The sequence below is a fragment of the Shewanella oncorhynchi genome, from assembly GCF_030848765.1.
In the GTDB taxonomy this organism is placed as follows: domain Bacteria; phylum Pseudomonadota; class Gammaproteobacteria; order Enterobacterales; family Shewanellaceae; genus Shewanella; species Shewanella oncorhynchi.
This window is the reverse complement of sequence record NZ_CP132914.1, coordinates 3,043,804-3,056,246: the sequence shown is the minus strand read 5'-3', so window position 1 is coordinate 3,056,246 and position 12,443 is coordinate 3,043,804. Positions and strand designations below refer to the sequence as shown.

At 45.1% G+C, this 12,443-nt stretch carries 9 protein-coding genes and 1 pseudogene; 2 read left to right on the top strand and 8 right to left on the bottom strand.

Features of this window, described 5'->3' with window-relative positions:
- Positions 1–96: 96 nt before the first annotated feature.
- The 7 genes and pseudogenes from asnB to purM form a co-directional block, all read right to left on the bottom strand.
- On the bottom strand, positions 97–1,761 hold the full coding sequence (asnB, locus tag RA178_RS13815; protein ID WP_105252850.1) for an asparagine synthase B: 1,665 nt from the start codon (positions 1,759–1,761) through the stop codon (positions 97–99).
- Positions 1,762–2,332: 571 nt separating this feature from the next.
- Positions 2,333–4,009 (bottom strand): M28 family metallopeptidase, encoded by a 1,677-nt coding sequence (locus tag RA178_RS13810; protein ID WP_306682308.1) that lies wholly within the window; start codon positions 4,007–4,009, stop codon positions 2,333–2,335.
- Positions 4,010–4,238: 229 nt separating this feature from the next.
- Positions 4,239–4,379, bottom strand: a pseudogene (locus RA178_RS13805) (HAD hydrolase-like protein); the annotation flags it as partial.
- Between the two features lie 148 nt (positions 4,380–4,527).
- Positions 4,528–5,337 (bottom strand): TIR domain-containing protein, encoded by an 810-nt coding sequence (locus RA178_RS13800; protein ID WP_263138222.1) that lies wholly within the window; start codon positions 5,335–5,337, stop codon positions 4,528–4,530.
- 314 nt (positions 5,338–5,651) lie between these two features.
- Positions 5,652–6,398 carry an HAD-IIA family hydrolase gene (locus RA178_RS13795; RefSeq protein WP_028760358.1) on the bottom strand — a complete coding sequence of 249 codons (747 nt, stop codon included), beginning with the start codon at positions 6,396–6,398 and terminating at the stop codon, positions 5,652–5,654.
- Positions 6,399–6,557: 159 nt separating this feature from the next.
- Positions 6,558–7,202: a phosphoribosylglycinamide formyltransferase gene (gene purN, locus RA178_RS13790; protein ID WP_028760357.1), complete on the bottom strand. Its 645-nt coding sequence runs from the start codon at positions 7,200–7,202 to the stop codon at positions 6,558–6,560.
- Entirely contained in the window at positions 7,202–8,239 is a 1,038-nt protein-coding gene (gene purM / locus RA178_RS13785; RefSeq protein WP_113938786.1) for a phosphoribosylformylglycinamidine cyclo-ligase, read from the bottom strand. Before purM ends, purN begins: the two co-directional genes overlap by 1 nt.
- Positions 8,240–8,569: 330 nt before the next feature.
- Between purM and upp the strand changes: the two genes are divergently transcribed.
- Positions 8,570–9,196, top strand: coding sequence for a uracil phosphoribosyltransferase (upp, locus tag RA178_RS13780; RefSeq protein WP_011789711.1), 627 nt, complete (start codon positions 8,570–8,572; stop codon positions 9,194–9,196).
- 253 nt (positions 9,197–9,449) lie between these two features.
- Complete coding sequence (locus RA178_RS13775; protein ID WP_263138223.1) at positions 9,450–10,865, top strand: GGDEF domain-containing protein; 1,416 nt, start codon at positions 9,450–9,452, stop codon at positions 10,863–10,865.
- Between the two features lie 152 nt (positions 10,866–11,017).
- On the opposite strand, the gene RA178_RS13770 is transcribed toward RA178_RS13775, so the two are convergent.
- Entirely contained in the window at positions 11,018–12,337 is a 1,320-nt protein-coding gene (locus tag RA178_RS13770; protein ID WP_173496537.1) for a Na+/H+ antiporter family protein, read from the bottom strand.
- Positions 12,338–12,443 lie beyond the last annotated feature (106 nt).

The following is a 12,443-nucleotide window of genomic DNA, read 5'->3' as shown; positions in this document are numbered from 1 at the left end:
CACCCTAGGGTAGCGCTTGTGGTTGGCTGTATTAACCAGTTCATCAATCTAGCTCATTAACCTAATTTATGAACTTAGTCCTTCAACGTTAGGCTATTAATAACTTGAGGTGTGTACAGAGCGTACTGCTCGGCCTGATGGGTCGATAATGCCGCGTAAGCTTTCGTCCCAAGCCAATGCTTCTGGCGTTGAACAGGCGACGGATTTACCGCCTGGAACCGTTTCTGCAGCGCCGCTCAGTGGATAATGTTCCTCAAAGAAGCAGCGATAGAAATAAGCTTCTTTGGTTTCTGGCGTGTTGTATGGGAAACGGAATTTCGCGTTCGCCAATTGTAAATCATCCACACGCGCTGCAGCTTGTTCTTTCAAACCGTCAATCCAAGAGTAGCCAACGCCGTCACTGAATTGTTCCTTCTGACGCCACGCTACTTCTTTTGGCAATTTGTGCTCAAAGGCTTTACGCAGAATATGTTTCTCAATACGGCCATCCTTAGACATTTTCGCTTCAGGGTTGATGCGCATCGCCACATCCATAAACTCTTTATCGAGGAAGGGCACGCGAGCTTCTAACCCCCAAGCGGCCATGGCTTTGTTGGCTCGCAGACAATCGAACAGATGCAGCTTATCGAGTTTGCGGACTAACTCCTCGTGGAATGCCTGTGCGTTTGGCGCTTTATGGAAGTATAAATAGCCGCCAAATAGCTCGTCAGCACCTTCACCCGATAACACCATTTTAATGCCCATCGCTTTGATTTTACGCGCCATTAAATACATTGGCGTGGCAGCACGTATGGTGGTGACATCGTAGGTTTCTAAGTGATAGATCACTTCTTTAATCGCATCTAAGCCTTCTTGGAAGGTGAAATGGATCTCATGGTGAATCGTACCAATCGCTTCGGCTACCTTTTTGGCGGCGATTAAATCTGGCGCACCTTCAAGGCCGACGGCAAAGGAATGTAACTGTGGCCACCAAGCGTTGGTTTCGCCATCGTCTTCAATGCGGCGTTTAGCAAAGGTTTGCGTCACGGCGGAAATGATCGATGAATCTAAGCCGCCCGACAGCAACACACCATAGGGCACGTCTGACATTAATTGGCGCTTGACCGCCGCTTCTAATGCGTCACGCAATTCTTCTTGGCTGGCTGGGTTATCTTTAACCGCATCATAGCTTTGCCAATCGCGAGTGTAGTATTTCACCGCGGCGGCATCGCTTGAGTACAAATATTGGCCCGGTAAGAATTCTTCTACCGTTTTACACACTGGCATCAGCGCTTTCATCTCGGAGGCAACATAGAAGTTACCCGCAGCGTCACGGCCTGTGTATAGCGGGATGATACCCATGTGATCGCGGCCGATAAGGTATCTGTCTTGGGCTTTGTCATATAACACAAAGGCGAAGATACCGTTTAATTTATCAAGAAATTCAGTGCCGTATTCTTGATACAGCGCCAAGATTACTTCGCAGTCAGAGTTGGTTTGATAGCTGTACTTATCGCCTAGCTGGGCTTTCAATTCTTTGTGGTTATAGATTTCGCCGTTGACCGCGAGGATCAAACTGCCATCTTCGGTCAGCAGTGGCTGAGCACCATGTTCAATGTCAACAATCGCTAAACGTTCGTGGGCAAGAATTGCCTTATCACTGGCATAAATACCTGACCAGTCAGGGCCACGGTGGCGCATGAGCTTAGACATTTCTAGCGCGACTTGGCGCAGTTCTTTGGCATCAGATTGGATATCTAAAATCGAAAAGATTGAACACATAGTACAACTCCCACACTGTCTGTCATTTGAGGATGTCTCAATTGAGGTTTAATGTGCCAGCAATTTAGGTATTTGCCAAATACTATTTTTGATGTTTTATCTGTTTATTGGTATTTTTATTGATTTAGATGTTTATGTTTAGCGATTTTATTTGAGAATAATTCATTTAATTCGAGTTATTTTTGATGATTTGTTTTTATTGTCTGATTTGGCATGAGGGGTTTTGGGGAATTCACAATGTGTTTTAAAAAAGTGTCGATGACAGAAAAACCGTTAAAAAAGACCATAAATAATGAGTTGGCTCGTTTAAGTGTTTTATTTTTAATCAATTAATGCGTCGAGTTTGACATCAACAAATGGCATAAGCCTATTCATAATGGCGTTGTGGAATGGATATTTCGCGATAACGGCATTTTTGTGAGCTGAAAACAAAAAAGCACGTGAATGGTTCACGTGCTTGTAGGTCTTGTTTGGCGCTTTGGCTGGCGGAGGAGGCGCTTTATTTCAAGCAGACGCCAATAAGAGATGACTAACCCAACTGTCTCTCGCAAGAAGCCACTGACTTAGCCTGTTATTTTGCGTCCGTTACCAGCGTCGTTTTGGCTGGGCGCAGGCTATTAAACTCTGTGCCTTGATAGTATCCCGGCCAATCTTTACTGTTGCTCAATGTGCGTGTGACTTGGTAGTAGATTTGCAAATCTTGCAGCGCGCCGCTCAAATCCCAGTCTTCACGGTATTCATCGCAGACATTGTGATAACAGCCTTTCATTGTAGCTTGCATCTGAGTTTTATAAGCAGCCGTGGCTTCATCAACGGGATCGCTACCGCCGCCGGCAAAGACGGCGGGCACGCCTAGTTTGGCAAAGCTGAAATGATCTGAACGGAAGAAACCGCCCGAAGCGGGATTTTTCTCACCCATGGCGATGCGGTTTTGTTGTTTAGCCGCATCGATAAGATAAGTTTCTAACTCAGATTTACCTTTGCCGACGATGGTAAAGTCTTTGGTTTTGCCATAGATATTAGTGCTGTCGAGGTTTAACACTGCCACGGTTTTGTCGATAGGATAAAGTGGATTAGCGGCGTAATAGCGTGAACCGAGTAAGCCCTGTTCTTCACCTGTGGTGGCAATAAAGGTGACCGAGCGCGCTAAACCATGGCCTTGTTTCGCATTGTCGGCTAATTGTCTGGCGATTTCGAGAATGCCGGCAGTGCCTGAGGCATTATCCATGGCGCCGTTATAAATTTGATCGCCTTCTTTCGTCTCGTCTTTACCTATGTGATCCCAATGGGCGGTGTAGAGGATTTGCTCGTTGGCTTGTGTGCTGCCGGGGAGTGTGGCGACCACATTGTAGCTATTTGCGTATTCGGCTTTATTTTTAAAGGCGATGTTGGCCGTTTGTTCAAGGGGTAAATTGATTGAGCTGTCGGCGGCGCGCGCCATTAAATTAGGCAGTGATAAACCGGCTTTATCGAACAGTTGCGTAGCCGCGTCCAGTGTAAGCCAGCCTTCGACTTGGATACGGCTATCTTGTTCTGCTTTACTGAGGACCAGATCTTGCTGTGGTCCAGTCCAACTATTTTCTATCACGGACCAAGGGTAAGAGGCGGGCTCGGTATCATGGATAATCAGTGCGCCGAGTGCGCCTTGACGACTGGCTTCTTCAAATTTGTAGCTCCAACGGCCGTAATAGGTCATGGCTTTGCCGTTGAATTTACCCGAGTCAGGGCGAGCAAAGCCGGGATCGTTCACTAAGATCACCGCGATTTTGCCTTTCATGTCGAGATCTTGGTAATCATTCCAACCATATTCGGGTGCGTTCACCCCATAGCCGACGAAGACTAATGGTGCGTTCTCAATACTAATACCACCGTTATCGTGGCGACTGCTGAGCACTAGATCTTTTCGGTATTTAAAGGGTAATCCTGCCAGCGTGACTTGCTGTGCTTCATCTGCGGTATAGCTCACCATAGGCACTGGTTGTAAAAAGCTGCCTTGGTACGCGCCCTTGAGTCCCATCTCTGTAAAGGCTTTGGTCAAATAATCCAAGGTGAGTTTTTCACCGTGAGTGGTGGGCGCACGACCTTCAAATTCATCGGATGACAGGGCTTTAATATCATTTCTAAAGCGCGCTTCATTAAACTGCACTGGTTTGAGTTCAGCCAAAGTGCTGTTGCCATCAGGCTGTGATGCATTCGGACTACAGGCACTGAGCATGGCCAACGCACAGAGGGGATACAGACGTCGCATAGGTTAATCCTACTGTTGTTTTAATTAAGGTATTTTAGATTTCTGTTAATCAATCAGAAGCGAGACTTATCATGAAGCAAGCCGCTGTGAGCCACAAGGCTGAGAAGAAGGCGAATATGTTACTTAATGTTGCTTTACCCTATGCAATACGCCTTTGGGCGAGGCGTGTTGCATGGGTAATTGCAGAATGACTGGCTACGCAGGGTTAGACAAAGGTTTAGATAATTGTTTAAACAACATCTATATCGCCCGCGCAGGCAAACACATGGTTCGGGCGGAAGGGTTCTTTGTCGATATCTTCAAGCTTACTCACGCCACTGGTGACCAGAATGGTTTCAAGCCCCGCTTGGAAGCCTGCCAAAATATCGGTGGACACAGGGCTCCACAGGCCGAACTGTAAGCGGGACCGTGGTGGTTGTTGGGGGTGGTATCGGTAATGATTGGCACCTGACTTAGGATGTAACCCTTACTGTAACAACAATACGCTTATGTATTTAGTAAGGGCTTTCAATCAAAACTTAGAAAAGCTTGTTGAAGTCGATCTCGTAACCTGCTTTCTTCATTTCTTTAGCTATAGCTGTTTGCCAGTCATCTCTGACGTAAACCACACCACTAATGTCGTTTGGTATCTCAATGTTATCAGCAACTAATGGCACAACATTTTCTCGCCCAAGTAGACCAATCAATAAGCCATGTTCGAAGACAACATTTTGTCTTGCTCTTGGTTTTAGACCGCTCGATTCTGTATTCTTTATTCCACCTACATCATCAGCGGTGTAGAGGACAATCGCGAAGTCAGTTGTCTTAGCATACTCCAAGATTTTTTCGATGATTGTAGTGCTGCCGCCACTAGCTTGTTCGTGAAGAATGATTGGTTCAAAACCTAACTTTTGGATGAAGCGGGCGGTTCGCTCTTTGACTTCGTTGTTGTGTCCATGCACGATAAACACGTTTTTTGATTTTTCTTTAGGTGTTGCTTCCACTTGTTTAACTTCCTTATTGATTGGGGTGAAATCATATTCATCATTTTGGATATCAAGAATTAACGAATCTAAATATGAATATGTTTTCTCTCCATCAGTTATCCAGAAATAGTCAGCATCGCTTTCTGTTCGGCGTAATAAAACAGCATAAACCACGAACAAAGCATTAAAGTGTTTAACTTCTCGAGGCATATTCTCTTCAAGAAAAGCCGTAGTAACATGTTTCCATGTTACAAATCTGCGTGCACCGTAGTTAGCACCTCGATCATTAAACGATGTATAAACGTCGCTTAGTAGTCGTTCTTTAAGTTTCTCTAATCCATCAATAATTTCTTGCTTATCCATCCATGCCTCACAAAACAATGCTATTAGAAGCATTCTATCGCGTGATGTAGATATGGCAAGAAGTAGGGTGGTAACTTGCTGTTTTAAAATGAGGTTTGTGATGCCGTTCTAGAGGTGTTACTAGTAACTCTATCCACAATTGGAGTTTGACACTGTCACAGCTTTCAATCCACTTTAAGGGGCGCTTAGAAAACCACATCGATTTGTGAAATTAACCTGACACAGAATTATGAACAGCCTCTATTTAGTTTATGGTGCCCAGCGCTGTAAGCACTGGGCACACATTGGGAAATGAGCTTAATTAAAATGAAGATTTAAACAACGTCGATGTCGCCAGCGCAGGCAAACACATGGTTCGGGCGGAAGGGTTCTTTGTCGATATCTTCAAGCTTACTCACGCCACTGGTGACCAGAATGGTTTCAAGCCCTGCTTGGAAGCCCGCCAAAATATCGGTACGCATATTGTCGCCTATGATGACAGTGTCTTCCGAGTGCCCATCGATATGATTAAGTGCAGAGCGAATAATCCAAGCGCTCGGTTTGCCCACGTAGAAAGGTTTTTTACCGGTAATACGTTCGATGGGTGAGCAGAGTGCGCCACAAGCAGGGCTGTAAGCTGGGCCGTGGGTATCGGGGTTAGTGGCAATAAAGCGCGCGCCACGTGCGATGAAGCCTGCGGCTTTATGGATCATCTCCCAGTTGTATGAGCGGGTTTCACCGACAATCACAAAATCGGGATTAATATCGGTAATGGTAAAGCCTGCTTTGTAGAGTTCGTGGGTGAGGGCGCCTTCGCCAATGACATAGGCCTTGCTGCCTTCTTGGTGTTTTAAAAAGTCGGCGGTTGCCATGGCAGAGGTGTAAAAGCATTCTTCAGGAATATCAATACCGGCGGCACTTAAACGGTTTTGCAGATCCTTACCCGTTTGTACGGGATAGTTAGTCAATATCACTAACGGATTGCCTTGCTCTAAAATGCGCTGGATAAATTTGTCGCTGCCGGGGATCAGTTTATTGTCGTGCAGTAGTACACCATCGATATCGCAGATAATATTTTTCATCTAATAGTCTCTTGTCATGCCGATCAAAAATCACTTTTTCGTTAAGTTATCTAATGCCACATTGCCTAAGAAAACAATGCTTTTGTTGAAAATAGTTAAAAAAATAGAGACCCGAAGGTCTCTATTTTTTTGATTGGTACAACTTACGGTCAAGTGGAACTAATCGGGCGCGTAACCGCTTGGGCCGATAAGGTTGCCATCGAGATAGGCTTGGCCATTTTGCATGTTAAGACGTTGCTGACTAAACCATTTCACCACGAGCGGATAAATGGCATGTTCTTGCTCATGCACGCGGGCGGCGAGCATATCAGCCGTATCGTCTTCATAAACAGGCACTTTGGCCTGTAATATCACTGGGCCTGCATCCAGCTCAGGCGTGACAAAATGCACGCTAGCACCATGTTCGCTATCGTTCGCGTCTATGGCACGTTGATGGGTGTTTAAGCCAGTATATTTAGGTAGCAGCGAAGGATGAATATTGATCATGCGACCTAGGTAATGATTCACGAAATCATCGGTTAAGATCCGCATAAATCCCGCCAACACGATTAAATCGGGCTGATACTTTTCAATCACTGTCATTAAACGTGCATCGTATTCAGAGCGAGATTCACCTTGGTGAGCTATCACGCAGCTGGTATCAATTTCGCCATGATGGGCGCGCACTAGGCCATAGGCATCGGGTTTATTACTGATGACTCCGACAACTTCGGCCTGCAGATTATCATCGCAACCGTCGATAACCGCTTGCAGGTTACTGCCATTTCCGGAAATTAATACAACTACACGACAGCTCTGGGGCATTACAGGATCTCCACTTGCTCTTCATTGCCTTCACGATGTGCGATAGCACCGATAAGCCATGCTTGTTCGCCTTCTGCAGCCAGTAATGCAAGTGCTGCATCTACTTTATCGGCTGGCAGCGCGACTAACATGCCGACGCCACAGTTGAAGGTGCGATACATTTCGTATTCTGCAATGTTGCCATTTTCCATTAACCAACTGAAAACAGCGGGCCATTGCCATGAATCGCCTTGGATAACCGCTTTTAAATTATCTGGCAGTACGCGCGGGATGTTTTCCCAGAAGCCGCCGCCAGTAATGTGCGCCATCGCATGGACATCAGATGCTTCAATCAGTTTGAGCAATGATTTTACGTAAATTTTGGTTGGCTCAAGTAGATGTTCAATCAGCGGTTTGCCGTTGAGATCTTGTTGAGGGTCTGCTTGGCTCACTTCTAATACTTTACGTACTAAAGAGTAACCATTTGAATGAGGGCCGCTTGAGGCTAACGCAATAAGCGCATCACCCGCTGCCACTTTGCTACCGTCAATAATGTCGGCTTTTTCAACTACACCCACGCAAAAACCCGCTAGGTCGTAATCTTCACCTTCATACATGCCTGGCATTTCAGCGGTTTCACCGCCAATTAACGCACAACCAGATTGGAAACAACCTTCGCCGATGCCGTTGACGACGGACGTTGCCGTTTCTACATCGAGCTTGCCTGTTGCGTAGTAATCGAGGAAAAACAGTGGCTCAGCGCCTTGAACGATCAGATCGTTCACACACATGGCGACTAAGTCTATGCCGACAGTGTCATGTTTTTTATAGTCGATAGCTAAACGTAATTTAGTCCCAACACCATCGGTGCCAGACACTAAAACCGGTTGCTTGTATTTAGTGGGGATTTCACATAGGGCGCCAAAACCACCTAAGTTGCCCATAACTTCTGGACGACGGGTACGTTTAACGGCTGCTTTAATGTTACTTACCAGTGCATTACCTGCATCAATATCAACGCCGGCATCTTTATAGCTCAGTGGGGTAGGTGTGCTCACGGAGGGATCCTCTCGGGTACATCGTTATTGGATTTTATGCGGCGGTATTCTACCAGCTTGTGCTAGGGGTCGAAAGTCATGATTTGGATTTATGCCCCTCGGCGGAGTTTTTTTGGTCTGAATGCGAGATATTCTATTTTTAGAGGTCTTGAGTTTGGTCACAAAATAGTAAATCACAGTAGGTATCTTAGACGATTGGGGATTATTCTTGCGAGATAGCTCACGATTAGACCGAATGGCAAAACTTTCTGTTTTACCTAGTAAACAAATCAACTAGAATCTGAAAAATTTGCCTAAAATAATACGCCGAAAAATAAGCAGGAGAGAAAAATGAAAGTTGTCGAGGTTAAACATCCTTTAGTGCGTCACAAAATCGGTTTAATGCGCGAAGGTGACATTAGCACTAAACGTTTCCGTGAACTAGCCGCCGAAGTGGGTAGTTTATTAACCTATGAAGCTACCGCAGATTTCGAAACTGAAACGGTGACGATTGAAGGCTGGAACGGTCCGGTTGAAGTCGATCAAATCAAAGGTAAAAAAGTCACTGTCGTGCCAATTTTGCGTGCGGGTTTGGGCATGATGGACGGCGTACTCGAGCACATTCCAAGTGCGCGTATCTCAGTTGTCGGTATTTACCGTGATGAAGAGACCCTTGAGCCAGTGCCTTATTTTGAGAAGCTGGCCAGCGACATGAACGAGCGTATCGCCTTAGTTGTCGATCCTATGTTGGCGACAGGTGGTTCTATGATTGCGACCGTTGATTTATTGAAAAAGCGAGGTTGTACTTCAATTAAGGCCTTAGTGCTAGTGGCTGCGCCTGAAGGCATTAAAGCCTTAGAAGCGGCGCATCCGGATATCGAATTATATACTGCCGCTATCGATAGATGCTTAAACGAGAAAGGTTATATCCTGCCAGGTCTGGGTGATGCGGGCGATAAAATCTTTGGTACTAAATAGCCAAAGTTGCTAAATAATCAGAGTTGATGATGCTCAATTGAGCGGATGTGGTCAGTAAGGGAGCCTAGGCTCCCTTTTTGTTTTTGTTCAATACAGTAATAACAACTTTATCTTAAGCTGCTAAAGTTTAGGATAAGGTAAATAATAATTATCTATTGAAGTTGTTTTTATTGGCTTATTTTGCAATTTTATTGATCGCAGTTTACGTTTTGTGCAAGGTACATTGTCGGTAGAACAGGGATTAAGAGGAATTATGGGAAATTCGGCTCTCAACTGGTTATTATTGCGTCGATCATTTGAATTTGCGACCCTCTTGTTTGTCGTACTCCTACTTATTCTATTACCGTTTAAAATCGATAGAGAGCATAAATCCTTTGTGTCTTTTGTAAAAAACGAGCAACTTACACCGAGTTATATTGAACTGCTCGGTAAAAGCTTATCTCTGCACGATATTATTGATTTCAATAAATCCTCTTTAGCGCTTTTTCAACTCGACCCTTCCAGATTAATGCTGCCGCAAGGGGGAGTGCTTTCCGCAGAAGAAGAGCAAGTATTACGCTATTTTGATTATCTCTATTCCAGTAAAACCAGTAAAAAGACCAATGTCGAAGATATATTCCTGTATGTGGGACTTTATCGCAGTGATGCCATGTATTTTGCCTCCCCAATTCCTGAGGACGTAAAAGCGCGGCTGATTAAAGACCGTACTTCAACGAATGAGTTTTGTCAGAGTCTGCACTATTGCGCGAAAGACGCGACCCCAGAGTCCTTAGCCGATGGAATCGTATTATCCATTCCTTATCAAGATGAAGTCAGTGGGAAAGTCATTTTATCGATGGCATCACCGATTTCATCATCTAATGATCCTAATCATTTCATCGGTGATGTTATTGCCGACACGGCCTTAATGACGTCGGTTTTTATGCGTAATAAACATGTTGAATTGCAGAAAACGGATTATGGTACTGAGTTGGTGATCACGACAGATAGCCTTTGGGCTGAACTGACGCCGGAGTTCTTGTTTTATTCGATGACAAATCATTTAGATAACATGACTTCACTGACATATAAAATCAGTATATTTCGTTTCATTGTGTGGAATTTGCCCCTGTGGTTTTTGTTATCTATCGTGATCTTCTTCGTTCAAATTAATATCAATCGTTTTAGGAAACTTCGTACTGAGCGTCAACGGTTTAGTGAAGCGATGTTATTGGATGCTTTTACTCGAACCTATAATAAGAAAGTCTATGAGACCACACTGTTTGATGTCGCAACTAAGGGGCATTACGCGGTGATTTGCGTGGACGGCGACAAAATCAAAACCATTAATGATACCTATGGGCATAAACTCGGGGATATGGCGATCATGCAAATTGTTGATGCGATGCGCAGTGTATTTCGAGAAAATGATTTGTTAATCAGAACCGGCGGTGATGAGTTTGTCGTTATCTTAGCCAATTGTACTTTTGAACGGGCTTTATTGTTGGCTGAACATTTACGTCAGGCGGTCGCAGAGCGGCAGTTTTTAAATGTGCTGACAGTCTCCTGCGGTGTGGCTGATTCGCAAGATTATGCTTCCTTTGAGGCAGTGCTACAAGCGGCGGATAAAGCGTTATATGAAGATAAAAAGAATAGGCAAGGGAGTCGCAAACTTGACCCGACATCTTAATTATTACGTTAATTAGTACGTGAGTTATCGAGTGAATCAGTAAGTTAACCAGCTGCCCGCAATAAAGTGAATACCCGAGATAAAAAACAGCGCGGAGAATGCCGCGCTGTTGTTACTTTCTAATCCGGTAATGTAAACATCTGCGATAACACTTACAACACCATGGCCGCAATCCACCCAAACACTAATAGTGGAATATTGTAGTGGATAAATGTTGGGATCACGCTGTCACGAATGTGGTCGTGTTGACCATCGGCATTCAAACCTGCAGTGGGACCTAAGGTGGAATCTGATGCTGGCGAGCCCGCATCACCCAGCGCGGCGGCAGTGCCGACTAACGCGATTGTGGCCGCTACTGAAAAACCAAAACTCAATGCCAATGGTACATATATCGTCGCGATAATTGGAATGGTGGAGAAAGACGACCCAATTCCCATAGTGATCAGTAGCCCAACCAGTAGCATCAAAAAGGCTGCGAGGGCTTTATTATCCCCAATGATGTCGCTAAGCGAGGCCACAAGCGTACCCACTTCACCGGTTTCTTTCACTACAGCGGCAAAGCCAGCGGCTGAAATCATGATAAAGCCGATATTGGCCATCATTCGCACACCTTGGTTGAAGATATCTTGGTCGGCGACATGCTTCAAGGCACCCGAAAAACTGAAAATCATGAAGCCGACTAAGGCACCAAAAATCATAGAGTCAGTTTCGAGTTGTACGACGAGAGTGGCTAATATCGCCAGTGCAGCAATGATGATATTGCGTTTGTTGAGATTTTCTTCAGGTTCAGCGACCAACACTTTTGCCTCGTCGTAAGTCCGAGGTTTACGGTAACTGATGAATACTGCAGTGAGTAATCCTACGACCATACCCGCGGCAGGGATTAACATGGCTGGCGGAATTTGCTCGCGAGCAGCGGCTAAGCCATTGCTGGTTAAGTTGGAAAGCAGAATATCATTTAAGAAAATGCCACCAAAACCAATTGGTAAAATCATATAGGTGGTGACTAGGCCGAAGGTGAGAACACAAGCCACAAGGCGACGGTCGATGTTCAGTTTGGTCATCACATGTAAGAGTGGTGGCACTAAAATCGGAATGAAGGCGATATGGATCGGTAAAATATTCTGTGAAGCCATCGACATGACGAGTAGCGATAACAGCAGTAACCAGCGTACCCAGTTAGTGTTAGTGGGATTAGGATCTTGTCCAAGGCTACTAATGATGCTTCTAGAAATCAGCGTCGTTAAGCCTGAATGCGATAGTGCGACAGCGAAAGCACCTAATAATGCATAACTGAGCGCAATTTGTGCGCCGCCACCTAAGCCTGTATTAAAGGCATCTATAGTTTGGTGCAGATCCATTCCGCCTACCAATCCCGCCACGAGGGCGCTCACGGTCAGGGCAATAACCACATTCACCCTAGCTAAACTGAGTGCTAACATTAAGCACACTGCAATTACGACTGCATTCATTATCAATTTTCTTAATTCTTTAAGCCAAAGGAGCTATTTTCGACTGCAAAGGCAGTGGATGTCCAGTTTGCCGAGGGCTTATCTGAAAAATATCTGAAAATGTGAT

Coding starts and splice junctions, on each gene's coding strand:
- asnB (WP_105252850.1), bottom strand. CDS start 1,761: ATGTGTTCAATCTTTTCGATTTTAGATATCCAATCTGATGCCAAAGAA.
- RA178_RS13810 (WP_306682308.1), bottom strand. CDS start 4,009: ATGCGACGTCTGTATCCCCTCTGTGCGTTGGCCATGCTCAGTGCCTGT.
- RA178_RS13800 (WP_263138222.1), bottom strand. CDS start 5,337: ATGGATAAGCAAGAAATTATTGATGGATTAGAGAAACTTAAAGAACGA.
- RA178_RS13795 (WP_028760358.1), bottom strand. CDS start 6,398: ATGAAAAATATTATCTGCGATATCGATGGTGTACTACTGCACGACAAT.
- purN (WP_028760357.1), bottom strand. CDS start 7,202: ATGCCCCAGAGCTGTCGTGTAGTTGTATTAATTTCCGGAAATGGCAGT.
- upp (WP_011789711.1), top strand. CDS start 8,570: ATGAAAGTTGTCGAGGTTAAACATCCTTTAGTGCGTCACAAAATCGGT.
- RA178_RS13775 (WP_263138223.1), top strand. CDS start 9,450: ATGGGAAATTCGGCTCTCAACTGGTTATTATTGCGTCGATCATTTGAA.
- RA178_RS13770 (WP_173496537.1), bottom strand. CDS start 12,337: ATGAATGCAGTCGTAATTGCAGTGTGCTTAATGTTAGCACTCAGTTTA.